At 41.9% G+C, this 14,768-nt stretch carries 14 protein-coding genes; 2 read left to right on the top strand and 12 right to left on the bottom strand.

The genetic code is table 11. From position 1 onward, the window contains the following. Positions 1–44 precede the first annotated feature (44 nt). From MHI60_RS16895 to xylA, 3 genes are all read right to left on the bottom strand, one after another. Entirely contained in the window at positions 45–731 is a 687-nt protein-coding gene (locus tag MHI60_RS16895; protein ID WP_095408758.1) for a glycoside hydrolase family 11 protein, read from the bottom strand. A gap of 87 nt (positions 732–818) precedes the next feature. Further along, positions 819–2,318, bottom strand: coding sequence for a xylulokinase (gene xylB, locus MHI60_RS16890; RefSeq protein WP_144470815.1), 1,500 nt, complete (start codon positions 2,316–2,318; stop codon positions 819–821). A 35-nt stretch (positions 2,319–2,353) separates the two neighbouring features. Then, a complete protein-coding gene (gene xylA / locus MHI60_RS16885) occupies positions 2,354–3,691 on the bottom strand; it encodes a xylose isomerase (protein ID WP_144484346.1) in 1,338 nt (445 codons plus the stop codon). 209 nt (positions 3,692–3,900) lie between these two features. On the opposite strand from xylA, the gene MHI60_RS16880 reads away from it, so the two are divergent. Beyond that, positions 3,901–5,061, top strand: a complete 1,161-nt coding sequence (locus tag MHI60_RS16880; RefSeq protein ID WP_111292554.1) for an ROK family transcriptional regulator — start codon at positions 3,901–3,903, stop codon at positions 5,059–5,061. A gap of 46 nt (positions 5,062–5,107) precedes the next feature. On the opposite strand, the gene MHI60_RS16875 is transcribed toward MHI60_RS16880, so the two are convergent. From MHI60_RS16875 to csaA, 3 genes are all read right to left on the bottom strand, one after another. After that, on the bottom strand, positions 5,108–6,715 hold the full coding sequence (locus tag MHI60_RS16875; RefSeq protein ID WP_144484348.1) for a glycoside hydrolase family 43 protein: 1,608 nt from the start codon (positions 6,713–6,715) through the stop codon (positions 5,108–5,110). Positions 6,716–6,739: 24 nt separating this feature from the next. Next, positions 6,740–8,131 (bottom strand): MFS transporter, encoded by a 1,392-nt coding sequence (locus tag MHI60_RS16870; protein ID WP_095408763.1) that lies wholly within the window; start codon positions 8,129–8,131, stop codon positions 6,740–6,742. Between the two features lie 514 nt (positions 8,132–8,645). Beyond that, positions 8,646–8,978, bottom strand: a complete 333-nt coding sequence (gene csaA, locus MHI60_RS16865) for a chaperone CsaA (protein ID WP_041109443.1) — start codon at positions 8,976–8,978, stop codon at positions 8,646–8,648. Positions 8,979–9,219: 241 nt separating this feature from the next. On the opposite strand from csaA, the gene MHI60_RS16860 reads away from it, so the two are divergent. Continuing rightward, the gene (locus MHI60_RS16860; RefSeq protein ID WP_041109445.1) at positions 9,220–9,699 is read left to right on the top strand and encodes a site-2 protease family protein; all 480 of its coding nucleotides are present in this window, start codon (positions 9,220–9,222) and stop codon (positions 9,697–9,699) included. Here the strand turns inward: MHI60_RS16860 and MHI60_RS16855 are convergent. The 6 genes from MHI60_RS16855 to MHI60_RS16830 form a co-directional block, all read right to left on the bottom strand. After that, the gene (locus MHI60_RS16855) at positions 9,696–11,321 is read right to left on the bottom strand and encodes a YndJ family protein (RefSeq protein ID WP_144470822.1); all 1,626 of its coding nucleotides are present in this window, start codon (positions 11,319–11,321) and stop codon (positions 9,696–9,698) included. The genes MHI60_RS16860 and MHI60_RS16855 overlap by 4 nt on opposite strands. Continuing rightward, positions 11,314–11,922, bottom strand: coding sequence for a DUF4166 domain-containing protein (locus tag MHI60_RS16850; RefSeq protein ID WP_144484350.1), 609 nt, complete (start codon positions 11,920–11,922; stop codon positions 11,314–11,316). Before MHI60_RS16850 ends, MHI60_RS16855 begins: the two co-directional genes overlap by 8 nt. Then, positions 11,885–12,766 (bottom strand): hypothetical protein, encoded by an 882-nt coding sequence (locus MHI60_RS16845; protein WP_144484352.1) that lies wholly within the window; start codon positions 12,764–12,766, stop codon positions 11,885–11,887. The genes MHI60_RS16850 and MHI60_RS16845 overlap by 38 nt, the downstream gene beginning before the upstream one ends. A gap of 148 nt (positions 12,767–12,914) precedes the next feature. Then, a complete protein-coding gene (locus MHI60_RS16840; RefSeq protein WP_111292944.1) occupies positions 12,915–13,487 on the bottom strand; it encodes a TetR-like C-terminal domain-containing protein in 573 nt (190 codons plus the stop codon). Between the two features lie 3 nt (positions 13,488–13,490). Beyond that, positions 13,491–14,210: an MBL fold metallo-hydrolase gene (locus MHI60_RS16835; protein WP_144484356.1), complete on the bottom strand. Its 720-nt coding sequence runs from the start codon at positions 14,208–14,210 to the stop codon at positions 13,491–13,493. Between the two features lie 36 nt (positions 14,211–14,246). Next, positions 14,247–14,720, bottom strand: a complete 474-nt coding sequence (locus MHI60_RS16830) for a GyrI-like domain-containing protein (protein WP_144484359.1) — start codon at positions 14,718–14,720, stop codon at positions 14,247–14,249. Positions 14,721–14,768 lie beyond the last annotated feature (48 nt).

The raw sequence follows: 14,768 nt of genomic DNA, 5'->3' as shown, positions 1-14,768 counted from the left end.
AAAAGTAAAAGCCAGCAAAAAACTGCTGGCTTTTTTATAAGCTTTTATCGTCCAATAAACAGCTGATTGGTCATCACATTCGCACTTCCGCTGCTTTGGTAGCCTTCTACAGTAAATGCCGTTTCATACATTTTACCCATTGGCATGCCTAAGCTTTCCCATTTATTAAAATGCGCACTGACGGAGACCGTTCCGCTTGTACGTTTTGTTTGCCGTACACTCCAGTATTGCTTGAAGGTCGCGATCCCGATAATGGAAGGCTGATTGACGCGGGTCGTTTCATAAATGTCATATGTGCCTCCATCAGCATAAAATGATCCTTTATACGCTCCTGTTGGACGATACGTGCCCCATGAATCAACAATGTAGTATTCTGCTAGTGGAGATTGTGTCCAGCCATAGACACATAAGTAGGAATTCCCACCTGGGTTAAAGGCTGCGTTGTAATTGATGGAGATGTTGCCAAGCTGATGATGAGTTTTAGTGGAATCAAACTTCTTTCCTTTCCGAAATAAAGCATTTCCGATATTGTTCCAGCCTGCACTAAATGCGCCGCCGTTATTGAGTGTCATCGAGGTGTTTCCGTGATCCTTCCATAATTCATAATCGTACCCGCTATGTGTACCCATTTCATTATTATAAATCGTTCTCGCATGAGCTGGCACAGCAGTCAATATCATCACAAATCCAATACACATCACAAACAACAGCCTCAATCTTTTCAAATTCATTTTCCATCCCTCTCCTTTTTTCATCCATATTGTTCTGTCATCCCTAAGGTGAAAAACCCATCACCTCCTTTCATGCAGACCTTTCTGCTAGATGGAACGATACTGCTTTAACCCGGCATGGATGTCTCTTGTTTGTGTATAAATCCTTTGATACAAATGAAATAGATCGGCATATACTTCCGCATGCTGCTGCTCTGGCTCATAAACAGCAGCTTGATGAATCAACTGATTAGCACATGCTTCAAGTGACGGATACCATCCGCAGCCAACCGCGGCAAGCATAGCTGCACCTAAAGCAGGCCCTTGTTCGTTGTCTAACTGGATGACTTCAGCCTGAAAAATGTCTGCTTGCATTTGAAGCCATGTCCGGCTTCTCGCACCGCCGCCAATGGACACAATAGAATCTATGTTTTTTCCTGCCTGCCGGAATAATGCGATAGATTCATTCAGCGAAAAGGTAATTCCCTCTAACACAGCCCTGACAACATGTGCCCTTTCATGCCTGCTGTCTAATCCAATCAAACTGCCGCGAATGGTCGAATCCGCATGAGGTGTTCTTTCCCCGACTAAATAGGGTGTAAAGAGCAATCCTTTCGCTCCTGGCGCTACATGAGCCGCACCTTCTAAAAGTGATTGAAACGATTCCTCAGGAGCCAGTAAGTGTTTTGCCCAGTTAAGGCTATATCCTGCTGAAAGAGTGACACCCATTGTGTAAAAAGCGTCTTTTTTTGCATGATGAAACAAATGCAAATTCCCTTGAAGCTCCCTTTCATGATCCTCTTCGTAGGAGAGGATGACTCCAGATGTGCCGATACTGCATAATGTGCGGTCAGAGGATAAAATACCAGCACCAATTGCTCCGCAGGCATTATCTGCCCCGCCGGCAAAAACCTTCGCGCCTTCTTTCATCCCAACATCACGTGCAATGTGCGGCAGAAGTGTACCAACCTCCGCCTCTGATGTGACAAGCGGCGGGCAAATATGAAGAGGAATATCAAATGCCTGACAAATCTCCTCACTCCACGTCTGTTCACCGATATTTAACAGCAAGGTGCCAGCCGCATCAGAATAATCGATATGGACAGCGCCTGTTAAACGAAATCTGACATAATCTTTTGGAAGTAAAAACATGTCGATTTGCTGATCAATATGTGGTTCATGTTCCTTTACCCATAATAATTTAGGCAGTGTGAATCCTTCTAACGCCTGGTTTTTTGTGATCTTTTGCAGCCGGTCTCCCAGCTTTTTTGTGATATGCGTACATTGTGCTGTCGTTCGTGTATCATTCCATAAAATTGCAGGGCGGAGCACTTCGCGAGATTCATTTAATAGAACTAAACCATGCATCTGTCCGGAAAAACTGATGCCTTCGACTTGTCTTGAATGGACAGGCTGCTTTGCCAACAGTTCTTTCATCACAGCGATTGTCTGCTCTACCCAATCCTCCGGGTGCTGCTCACAATACCCTGGTTTTTCTTGAATGAGGCGGTAAGGCATAGAGGCTTCGCAGCACACCTTTCCGCTCTCATCGACTAATATCGCTTTAACCCCGCTCGTTCCAAGATCAATTCCCATTACATACTTCATGTTTTCACTCCTTCAAAACAGGGCCGCCCCTTCAATTAATCTTCTAACAAGTATTGATTTAAACGAGCTTTCAGCTGTTCCTCTCTTCCCGATTCGTTTCTGATCAAAGGATGTTTCAGCGCATATTCTTCTAATGTATGAAAGTTTGCCTTCCCTTCTGAAATGTCACGTCCAATTCCTTCAGAAAAGCTGCGATACCGGTGCTTTATAACATCCTCAAACACACGATCTTCTATGAGTCTATGAGCGACCCGCAGTCCTTTTGCGAATGCATCCATCCCAGCAATATGGGCATATAAAATATCTTCAAGTTCAAAGGAAGCTCTTCTCACTTTTGCATCAAAATTGAGACCGCCAGCCCCTAGCCCGCCATTTTGCAAAATTTCATACATGGCAAGAGTTGTAGCATACAGATCGGTTGGAAATTCATCTGTATCCCACCCAAGAAGCGAATTTCCTTGGTTCGCATCAACAGAACCAAGTAGCCCATGAATTCTTGCGACACGTAATTCATGCTCAAACGTATGACCTGCCAGCGTCGCATGATTGGCCTCGATATTTAATTTAAAATGTGTATCTAATCCGTATTGCTTTAAAAAGGCGATAGATGTCGCTGCATCTGTGTCGTATTGATGAGTTGTTGGCTCCTTTGGCTTTGGCTCGATTAAAAATTGGCCAGTGTACCCAATTTCTTTTGCATAATCAACAGCCATGTGCAAGAAAGACGCCATGTGATCAAGCTCTCTTTTCATATCTGTATTGAGCAGCGTATCGTACCCTTCTCGTCCACCCCAGAAAACATAATTTTCTGCACCGAGTTCTTTGGCGGTTTCGATGCCTTTTTTAACCTGTGCGGCTGCATAGGCAAAGACATCTGCATGACAAGATGTCGCAGCGCCGTGTACAAATCTAGGGTGCTTGAACATATTGGCCGTGTTCCACAGCAGCTTTACTCCGCTTTGCTTCATGTATTCTTTCATTCTTTCTAAAATGATGTCTAATTGTTGATTGGTTTCTTGAAGCGTCTCTCCCTCTGGCGCGATGTCACGATCATGGAATGAAAAATACGGAACATCCAATAGGTCAAAAAGCTGAAAAGCGACTTCCAATCTAGCTTTTGCTAAATCCATTCCGCTATAGGAGTCCCATGCTCTTTGCATCGTCCCAGTTCCAAACATGTCTGTTCCATCAGCAGTCAATGTATGCCAATAAGCAACTGAAAAGCGCAGGTGGTCTTTCATTGTTTTTCCGCCAATCACTTCGCTTGGATTATAGTATTGAAAAGCGAGTGGATTTTTTGATTGTTTCCCTTCATATTGAATTTTGCCGATTCCTTCTAGACTGTATAATGTCTTCATATTTGATTTAGCCATTCTTCATTCCTCCTGAGTACACTTTGTAAGTTGATACAACAAACTAATGATCAATCTATGAAAAAATCACTTTGAATTTTCCATATTTTTTAGTTTTTTAGAAATATTTTCGTTATAATAAAGTTAAAATCATCTTTCTTATCGAATACATGCGAAAAAAGCAGCTCTTCTCAACTTAATCTAAAGACGAAACAAATGGAGTGGATAACGTGGATATCGCTGATCAGAACTTTGTCAAAAAAATAAATCAAAAACTTTTATTAAAAGAAATTCTCCAGCATGCGCCCATTTCGAGAGCAAAATTATCTGAACGCACTGGATTAAATAAATCGACTGTTTCTTCTCAAGTAAGTACGTTAATGAAAGAACATCTCGTCTATGAGATCGGTCAAGGTGAGTCTAGCGGCGGAAGAAGACCGGTTTTATTAATGTTTAATAAACGTGCTGGCTGCTCTATTGGGATTGATGTCGGCGTTGATTATGTCAATGGCATATTAACAGACCTTGAAGGGTCCATTCTTTACGAAGAACAGATCATGCTCCCATCCAGCTCTCCTGATGTGACGATACGTAAATTAATTGAATTAATACAGCAGCTCATCACACAAATGCCCTCTTCCCCATACGGGCTCGTTGGCATTGGCCTATGCATACATGGGTTAGTGGATGCAGATGAACAAATCGTGTTTACACCCCATTCTAAATGGAAAAATGTTGATCTGAAAAAGACGCTCCAAGACAAGTTCCAAGTACCGATCTTCATTGAAAATGAAGCAAATGCCGGTGCATATGGTGAAAAAATCTTTGGTGCCGCTAAACATTATGACCATTTGATCTATGCAAGCATTGGCACTGGCATCGGGATCGGAATCATCATCAATCATCATTTATACAGAGGGGCGTACGGCTTTTCTGGTGAAATGGGACATATGACGATCGATTTTAATGGCCCAACATGCAGCTGTGGGAACCGTGGGTGCTGGGAATTGTATGCTTCTGAAAAAGCTTTGTTTCAGTCTCTTCAAACAGATGATCAGCACATCTCCCATCAAGATCTGGAACAGCTGGCCAAGTTAAATGATATGAAAACGCTCAATGCCCTGCGCAACTTTGGTTTTTACCTTGGCGTTGGTCTCACAAACGTCCTGCACACTTTTAACCCGCAAGCCATTATTTTAAGAAACAAAGTGATCGAATCACATCAGACAGTTCTACGCGTGATTGGGGAGGAAGTATCCTCGCGAATGGATACGCAATTCAGCTCACATGTAGAGCTGCTCCCTTCATCATTAGGACACAATGCACCAGTATTGGGGATGACATCTCTTGTCATAGAAGCTTTTCTGCAAGATGCCACCCTCACAACATGATCTATAGAATTTTCAAAAAGAGGCAGCCCGTAGCGAGTTGTCTTTTTTATTCGTCTGTTTCTTCATAGCGAAAATAGTGAAAATCAGCAGGAAGACGCTCGCCGCTTGTATCTTGGCACTGCATACCGACAAATGCCCCTGTAAAAAACCCTCCACCTCGAATGAAATCATCGGATAAATGGATGGATTCAAGCGGTACATCAATTTCCTTCCACTCTTTCTGATCAAATGAATAAGAATATTTATATGTCTCTTTCCGAACGGTCACTTTTAAATAGACATAAGTGACCTCGTCAGGAATGATGATTTTATGTGCCAATGGCTGAGAAAAGGCAAGATTTTTACAGACAGATAGTTCAAGCGTGCGGCCAAGTTCCTCATCATATGTCACCTGGAGTGCTGTCCAGTTTTCCGTATTATAATAATTCACAAGACCTGCGGCTTGCTGAAAGTTTTCTGGGAAGAACGAAACAGCAGTCTCTGCCTCAAAATAAAAGCTTTGCCAGCGCCTTGCAACGAAAGCTTGGGTGAATTTAGACGTTAAGGATTCGTGACCGAATAACCTTAAATGCTGTGGTTTCTCCGTTAACGAACCAATCTGATCGGTAAACGGAATTCTTAATGTTTGAAAGTGTCTATTTAGTGTTGATTCTTTAAATTCATCGACTGTATGATAAGTTGGTGCAAAAACCTTTTCGTCGATCTCTGGCGCTTCAACCTCAAGCGTCCCCTCTTTTCCGCCTACAACATAAGGCCAGCCATCCTTCCATTCAAGCTTTTGAATCGCTGTTTCTCTTCCTAAAGGACACCACCCTCTCTGTTGAAAAATAGATTCCTTGCTTGATTGAATCGGGCGGCCAGTGAGATGAGCGAGATACCATTCATTTGTATGCGTTTGAACGATTGAAGCATGCCCGCATTTTTGAAGCGGATGTTCAGGCGTATGGAAGGCACTTAAAATCGGGTTATCAGGATGAACCTCATAAGGCCCTTCAATATGCGGGGACCGGGCGATTGTTGCTGCATGCTCATACCTAGTACCTCCTTCTGCCGTTAATAAGTAGTAGTAGTCACCGATATGATACAGATGCGGCGCTTCTGTCAGTTTAATCGGTGTGCCTTTAAAAATAACCTTCCGTTGACCGATGAGCTTCTTTTCAGCCACACTATATTCCTGCAAGGCAATACCTGCAAAGGAATGATGCTTTTCCCTATGATCCCACAGCATATTTAAAACGTATTTCTTTCCGCTGTGATCATGGAATAAAGATGGATCAAAGCCGGAGCTGTTGAGCCGGATCGGTTCACTCCAATCGCCGTCCACTTCGCTTGCCGTGACCAAATAATTATGACCGTCTTTAAATGGACCATCCACGACTTTGATATCTGAATAAATAAGCCAAAACTGCCCATCCGCATAGCTTAAACACGGCGCCCATACTCCGCCAGAATCAGGATTTCCCTTCATATCCAGCTGCGACGTTTTTTGCAAAGGACGCGCAGCAAGTCGCCAATGGACGAGATCCTTTGAATGGTAAATTTGCACCCCTGGAAACCATTCAAATGTAGAGACGGCCATAAAATAATCTTCTCCTACACGGCAAATACTTGGGTCGGGGTTAAACCCTTTGAGCACTGGATTGGTAATCTTCATTGAACTTCCTCCTCTTTCAGAGACCTACATTTTAAAATCGTCCATATGATCGATATATACCTTGTCTCTATTCTCAAGCTCCCGTACGACTTTTTTATGTTTTTCTTCATCTAGGTTATAAAAATTAATATCAATCATCGCTAAAATCAGTAAGCATACAGGAATCACCGTTGTCGTGATTAAAATGCCCAGTAATGCTTCTGGTGTTTGCATTTGATTCGCAATGTAGCCAAAGCGATCGAGTACAAGCCCTGGCACAATCCCGCCTAATGCCATCCCAAATTTAAAGAAGAATCCGATGATGGCATAGATGAGTCCGCCCATCCTTTTCCCTGTTTTATATTCGCCATATTCAACGGTTTCAGGAATGAGCGCCCACATGTAAGCACCGGCTGTAATACTCCCTGCAGCTGCGACGAGCCTGAAAACAAGTATTAAAGTGATTTGACTCGGCGGTATCACAAGTAATGCAAGAAGACCTACTATATTCAGCAATAATGAATAATTCAGCAGCTTTTTCTTTCCTAACAGCTTGTGCAGTTTTGGAATAAACGGCAGCACCATTAAAGCTGGCAGACTGCCAATGAGTCCGTACCATTTCACTAAATCTTCTCTGCCAAGGTTATACGTCACATAATAGATCCCGACAGAGTTACTGATCGAGTTCACGCCAAAAATAATAATAAAGAAAATGCTTAATACAACAAGCGGACGATTGACACGTAACTGAACAAAGATATCACTGAACTTAATTTTTTCCTCCGGCTTTTGAAGCGTGACACGTTCATTTGTGCTTTTAAAACAGAAAATAAGTAATGCACCGCCAAGAACGCCGAGTAAAGCCATCGTCATCTGCCAGCCGAGTGCTGTATTTCCTGTTGTATCACTCAAAAAAGTCGCAAGAAAAGGAACAAAAAAAGCAACAACTAGACCTCCGAGATTAGCAAAAAGCATACGAACCGACGTAATACTGACAACCTCTTGGTTATTTCTTGTCATCGCGGAAGTTAAAGCACCATAAGGAACATTGATAAATGTGTATGTAAGCGATAAACCAACATACGTGATGTAGGCATAAACGAGTTTACCCATTTCAGAAAAATCAGGTGTTGTAAAGCAAAGGATGGCGAGTACCACAAAAGGAAACGCACCGAATAGCAAGTAAGGTCTGAACCTGCCAAAACGGCTGTTCGTTCGATCCACCATTGCACCAATAAACGGATCTGCAAGCGCATCAATGGCGCGAACAACTAAAAACATCGTCCCTGCTGCCGCCGCTGATAAACCATACACATCTGTATAAAAAAATAATAGATACGTAGAGACAGTTGCATAAATCAAATTACATGCGAAATCTCCTGAAGCATATCCCACTTTTTCAGACATACGAATCTTTTTTAAATTCTCACTTACCATGAGCTTTCTCCCTTCTTCTCTTAGCCTCTTCTAACGAACAGATGATGGAGGGCAGCAGCAGTCAATGCAAAGAATATAAAGCGCTTTCAATTTGTTGTAAAAATGAAGCTGAATATCTAATCTTTTCAGCTTAGCCCACATACGCAGCAAATGATTTGAATGACAGAATCATCCCCTTTAATGGTCGGATCATCACTTGGAAACCATCTTAGTTTATCGACTAAACAAACTAAGATGAATTCATTTTATAAAATCTGATCTGACTTTTCAATATTTTTTGAAAAAATAATCCAAATAATTGATTTCTTGTCATTTTTCCGGCTGAAATGACGTGAAAAACTGAAGTGAATCATTTAATGGTTGCAATTCAGCTCACCCCATGCTATATTTATCAAGCGATGAGCTGAATTGTGTAAGTCGGGTAACATGTCTCCTTGAGACACACACGAATGTGGCGTGTGGTTATTCCGCCTCAATACGCAAAAGACATCTTCTCAGGAAGATGTCTTTTTTCTTATCCTATTTTTGTCCCATTTTCAACAGGCTCATCTGTGGCTAGTAAAACCACGTCTTCTTTTGACGGCATGCCCCCTAAGACAAGCACTTCTGATTTGAACCCTGCAATTCTTCTAGGCGGAAAATTGACGACTGCTACGATTTGTCTGCCAGTGAGACTCTCAGCCGTATAACGTTTTGTGAGCTGAGCACTGGATTGCTTTAGACCAATCTCTTCACCAAAATCAATCTTGAGTTTTAATGCAGGTACTCTTGCCTCTGCAAAAAATTCTGCTTCTATGATCGTCCCAACACGTATATCTAACGCCAAAAACTGTTCAATATCTGCCATCTGATTCTCTCCTCTTCTTTCAAGGGTAAGTTTATTTACTAGAGTCATCTATTGTTTTTTCATTGTAGCACATTCATCTCGTAAAAAAGTGAGTCAAAAAGCCGATTCATTGCAAAAGCTTTTTAGTTTACATAATAAATTTATTGTCGTGTATTAAATGTTTGCATCCTGAAAATGAATTCAGTAAAATGGCAAATAATCCTACTGCTTCCTCCCAAATATATCAGGGAGGGGTTAACACTTGTTTACATTATCGGATATGTGGACGTTTTGCTGGTCGTTTTTCGTCATTCTTCCTATCGTTGCCATCCTGCATCAGCTTGGCCATATTATGGTCGCATGGATGTTTGGCGCAAAGGTTTCTTTTGCTCTTGGCAGAGGCAAAAAAGTATTGAAAGTAGGCGTTGTTGAAATTAGACGAATCTATTTTCTAGATGCATTTTGCCACTATGAAGAAATGAGGAAAAATAACCGGTTCTCGCACATTCTTGTCTACCTAGGCGGATCATTATGCAACCTGCTCAGTGTTCTCATACTGAATACAATGATCGCCAATGATATCCTGCCAGAACATCAATTTTTCTATCAGTTTGCTTACTTCTCAGTCTACTATGTATTTTTTGCACTGCTGCCAGTCCAGTATGCAGATCATCATCCGAGTGATGGGCAAGCGATTGTGAACATCATTCGGCACGGTGAACCATGTGACATCATTGACTAACAGGATGGCTTCCCGCTGTCAATTTGATAACGAATCGTTAAAAAGAGAATACCGAATAGCTTCATTTGATGAACGGCTGTGAGACTTTTATCTGTCTCCGGCTTCATATGAAAGCTTTCTTCCATTGGCAGTTTCATGGTGATAAAAGGCGTATGCAAATACAATCCTTCGTCACCGGTACTGCCTTTTGGACATGCACTTTTTAATAGAAAGTCCTCCTTTTCATTAAAAGGTTTTAAAATGGCGGTCATCTGAGAATATGGCAGCGGCAGTGCAATATTCATATAGCCCTCAGCTGCATCGTGATGATGAGCATAAAGTGCAAAAAAGACCTGCTCCCCTTTTTCGTTGTGACGAATCCACGCCCTGACATTATTTCGCTCTTCTTTCGGATGTTGAAATGTAGTCAGACGTCCCTTCATTTCATACGGCATACGAGATGTTCCCAAATAGAGCTGCCCTATTTTCTTAAAAATTGGCTGAAGTAAAAAAACAAACGGCCTCACCCACCAATGAAAACAGATTGCTGCTTTTAACGTAAATGCAGTCGGATTTTCATAAAACCTTCGAATCACAGGTGACACCCTTTCAGCTGAAAACGTCGTTCCATTTAAATCATCAAGTGAATCGACTAAACCGAGCTTCTCTTGATCATACATTCTTTCCTTTTGAAAAGAGATCAAATGAAAACGGCCATGCACTCTTGATATCGGAAAATCCTTCTGCTTCAATTGATCCTTTGGCGCTTCGATCAGCCATCCAATCAGACCTGGTAAAATAACAAAAAAGGCATTGATACTGCCATGAAACCAAATCATCTGATCAATGCTGATGTAGGTCACGCGCATAAGCATGCCAGCGGAATAAAGAAGAGATAGCACGATCGTCCCCATTAACACGCAGCTAGAAAACACAATCAGCACTTTTGCCACTTTCGTTCGAAACCTTGTTTTCATACAAAGAATACCGTACAAATAGAGGGCAATGACATATAGCGTGACGCTGAACGTATCAAACAGACGGGAGAAGCTAATCCCAACAGCAATCATCAAAGGCGACAGCAAAATCACCCAGCCTGCCGCTTTGTATAAAGCTGTCTCTTTTTCTCTCTGTCTCCCTAAAAATCCATAGAAAAGCGGGATAAAAAAAGCAGAGTAATGAAAATGAATAGCGGTCAAAAGCACGATGATTGGTGAAAAGGTCATGACCTGTATATCTGCTGTGTACAGCCAAAACCAAAGCCCTCCTAAAGCGATATACATCCATGCACCATCGATCATCAATTCATGAAGCGGAAAGATACCCCTTTTCAGCAAACGAGTAAAACCGTATAACGCCAAAATGATCGTATACAAAAACCAGCCCGATGCAAACAAGGCAGAATGATAGATGAATGCAGCCGTTGCACAAAGAGCAGCTAATGGAAAGGCTTTCATTAAAATGCCGATCAGTACTCCCGGCTTTCTCTCCCGCTCTTCCTTCGCAAAAAAGAATAAAACTGCAGGAAGGAAAAACAGAATCGCTATCAGTACAAACAACTCTGCTACCGGACCTGTCATTAAACGGGTGGCGATAAACCAGCACATGAAGAGGAGGCTTGATATCAAATGCCATTTATTCATCAAAAGACACCACCCTTTCAGTAAACCGGCCTTTATATGTAAAAAGGGTCCCAAACAGTTGATTTTTCACATGCACATGAATGGTATACTCACCTGTATGCTCCTCGTAGCCTTCTACGACATCTGACACACCATAAAGCCATGAAGGCAGCGGCCATTCACGTCCTAACATGAGCAGCTTCTGCCGGCCGGATTGAATGTGAAGGAACCCATGCTTTGTTACTGTAAAATGAAGCTCTGACATAAGAAGTCTAGGCTTTCCAAAATAATCTAGTACTTTATGACTCTTCTGATCAATGATCATATCTGCATCAAAGTGCCGTTCCTTCTTTGGGAAATAAAACGTACGAAACCAGTGCATACCCTCCTCTCCCTTATTGGTCATAAAGGGTTTATTGACAATTCGAAAGGGAATGTTTTTTCCTCTCTCAGGGAAAAAACAGCGAAACAGTGGACCAATTTTGAATAAAAATCGAATGAGCCACGTCCCGCCGCCTATTTCCTCCATGGTGCCTTCAGCGGTAAACGCACGGTTGTATCTCTCTTTTAATTTTGGGTGCAGCTTATCGTAATCCTTTACTTGATGACGATGAACGACCATGTCTACCTCCCCTTTTTCGTTTGATCGAAAATACATCTAGACAATCTTTTAAATTAATCATCCCTGCAATAGATAGAATCAAAAATGCACTCATCACAAGCGGCTCATGAAGTGTGGTTTGTGGGGATAAGATCCCGATACAAAGCATCATCAGCAGAAACACGCTTTGAAGAATGAACAGATATTTCTTTGATAGCTTAGGTATGAGCCATGATACGCCTATAAGGGCATAAAACAATCGGAATCCGGTGCTATGATCAAAAGCAGAATGTGAAAAAGGGATGATCGCTTGGCATAACCAGACGATGGCAAACAGCAAACAAATTCCATAATGGGCAAGTGTTCTCTCCAGTAACAACCGAGGGTGCGTACCCTTTTCAAGCCACGTCTTTAGTGCGCCAAAACTAAAGGCTGTCATAAACCCTATCATCGGGCGAAAAAGAAATCGATCTGCCCACGCCCATCCTTTTCCTTCTTTCGGTTCATAATCAAATTGCGTTTGAAACACAATATGATCGTTCGTTTTCACATATTTCCAATAGCCGCCGCCTTCTTTGATAAAAGACAACGGGTGTGACGATTTGAATTTTAGCGAGGATGCCCGTTCATTCCGTTCATCCATCATTCTAGTTCGATATGCTCCTGTCCCTGTGACACTTACACCAAATCCAAGATGCTTTTCATACAAAAAGGTTTGGGGCTGTTTATCTTGAGGTTCATTTAATGAAATGGTTGAAAAACGCAAATCCCACTGTTCATGAAGCTTTGGATTTTGCGTATATTCCCATACTTTCTCTAAAGGTGCATGAATGGTTGTTTCCACATAAACAGGCTTTCTTTTCATCTGCCTCTACTCCTCTATGTGAATTATTTCACATAATAAGCATACCATGTTTCACAAAACTGTCAAATCTTTATTCGTTTTCTCTCAAAAAAATTATTCCAGAAGGATTCTTCTCAATGATATCGGTTCGCTGTAAAAAAAAGACCTGTCAAATAGACAGATCTTCTTTTTGCAATACACCCGTGATATAGAGCCGGACCGCATAGCTCACACTTTCTTCAAGCTGTTCTTTTCGTTGAAATCCCTTTTTATTAGAAATATCACCGAAGCCGTGCAGTAAGCTTCTCAGTCCTCTGACGACATGCGTCATTTCCTCTTCTTTTACACCAAAGCGTGACATAATGGATTGAACAAACTGAACAAGGCGCTCTGCTGCAATACGTACTTCTTTTTCATTCATATGTGAAAAGGCAGCTTCATAAAGACCGGGGTGTGTTCGGACAAATTGCACATATTGTCTGGCAAAGGCCAAAACAGCTTCTTCTTTTTCTAGCCCCTCTGTGACTTGCATCCCTTCCTCACAAAGCATGGACAGCCCCTTTACTGCGAGCGCTGCCTGAATCTCATGAAGGCCGGATACGTGATTGTAAAGAGAAGGCGGCCTGATATTCAGCCTTTTAGACAATGTAGCAATGCTCAAAGCGGAGAAGCCCTCTTCATCAACAAATGCAGCCGCTGTATCCATAATTTTTTCTTGTGTAATTCCCATTCTTGGAGACACGGTTTACTGCCCTCCTTTTTTTAGCTGGTGCTGTCTTTTTTTAACGGCAGCTTGAAGCTTTTCATGAGGCTCTATGATAAGGTCACCATGTCCTGCAGCAAGACAGGATATGCGCAGCGCTAGTAATTTTTCAGCGCTTTTTAATGCGGTTTCTGCATCCCATGTGGCAAATGCCGGGAACGGGAAGCTCCACCGAAACTCACCCGTAACCGATAAGCCGCCTTTTGTCACAAGTGCATCCCCTGCAATGACAACTCCTGACCTTTCATCGTATAAAGAAATGCTGCCGGGTGTATGCCCTGGTGTTGCAATCACTTTGAGCGGCCCAATCTCATCTCCTTCTTCGACAAGTACATCTGGTTTTGTATGAATATTTTTAATAAAACTGCCTTTAATTTTTTGCTGAGGTTCATCAGGGAGCAAGGAAAAGTCACCTTCAAAAAGACGTGCATCACGTTTTGATAAATAGACGACTGCCTCTGGAAAAGCCTTCTTCACCTCATCTAATGCGCCGATATGATCCATATGACTATGAGTGAGAATAATCTTATGAATTGGTTTGTTCTTTTTACGGGCAAATTCGATGATCGAGTTCGCCGCCATTTTTAAAGCAGCATCAATTAAGATGAGTCCTTCTTCTTCCTCAAATACATAGCAATTTACCGGAAATAATCGCGGCATCAATGTAAGCTGATGCAGACGGTCAAAAGTTGTCATTCTCATGATTGTCCTCCTAAAACTAATGTCGTTAGTTTTATATTAACTAATACCATTAGTTTTAGCAATCATTTTTTCATCAACCGCAATATAAATGTCAATTTGCGCTTCTTTTGGATCAATAGATCTTTCATCATACCATTCAAAATCACCTGTATAAGTGCGGTATTGACGCTGATCCCACGTCCAAATCTTGTGCCATGTTTCAAGCACGACCTCTTCAATCGGTCCCTTTCTCGTTCGAAATCTTGCATAGGTAGACGCAGGAATCTCTTTTACATGTTCGATCTGCTGATCCGCGAACTGCCCTGCTGTAAATAAATAAGAACCATGTTCATCTTTTTCATAATCTGAATACAGCCCTATGACTGGGGCTTGTCCTCCATGAAGCTGCTGCGTAAAAAATTCCTGCCAGAGCGGTGCAATCTTCCGCTCTTTTGTTTGCTCTATTTCGTTTGTTGTTCGAACAGACAACCCTTTGATCCATTGTTTCTCTAATGTGACGATATCGTACATACATTCTCATCTCCTTTTTTCCCATCATATAAAAAGAAACCTGACAAC

This window comes from Bacillus sp. FSL K6-3200 (assembly GCF_038630485.1).
GTDB lineage: Bacteria > Bacillota > Bacilli > Bacillales > Bacillaceae > Bacillus > Bacillus safensis.
This window is presented reverse-complemented; position numbering and strand designations above follow the sequence as displayed.

Bases quoted from the DNA above. Each gene is read 5' to 3' on its own strand.
- MHI60_RS16895 (WP_095408758.1), bottom strand. From the start codon at position 731: ATGAATTTGAAAAGATTGAGGCTGTTGTTTGTGATGTGTATTGGATTT.
- xylB (WP_144470815.1), bottom strand. From the start codon at position 2,318: ATGAAGTATGTAATGGGAATTGATCTTGGAACGAGCGGGGTTAAAGCG.
- xylA (WP_144484346.1), bottom strand. From the start codon at position 3,691: ATGGCTAAATCAAATATGAAGACATTATACAGTCTAGAAGGAATCGGC.
- MHI60_RS16875 (WP_144484348.1), bottom strand. From the start codon at position 6,715: ATGAAGATTACCAATCCAGTGCTCAAAGGGTTTAACCCCGACCCAAGT.
- MHI60_RS16870 (WP_095408763.1), bottom strand. From the start codon at position 8,131: ATGGTAAGTGAGAATTTAAAAAAGATTCGTATGTCTGAAAAAGTGGGA.
- csaA (WP_041109443.1), bottom strand. From the start codon at position 8,978: ATGGCAGATATTGAACAGTTTTTGGCGTTAGATATACGTGTTGGGACG.
- MHI60_RS16855 (WP_144470822.1), bottom strand. From the start codon at position 11,321: ATGAATAAATGGCATTTGATATCAAGCCTCCTCTTCATGTGCTGGTTT.
- MHI60_RS16850 (WP_144484350.1), bottom strand. From the start codon at position 11,922: ATGGTCGTTCATCGTCATCAAGTAAAGGATTACGATAAGCTGCACCCA.
- MHI60_RS16845 (WP_144484352.1), bottom strand. From the start codon at position 12,766: ATGAAAAGAAAGCCTGTTTATGTGGAAACAACCATTCATGCACCTTTA.
- MHI60_RS16835 (WP_144484356.1), bottom strand. From the start codon at position 14,210: ATGAGAATGACAACTTTTGACCGTCTGCATCAGCTTACATTGATGCCG.
- MHI60_RS16830 (WP_144484359.1), bottom strand. From the start codon at position 14,720: ATGTACGATATCGTCACATTAGAGAAACAATGGATCAAAGGGTTGTCT.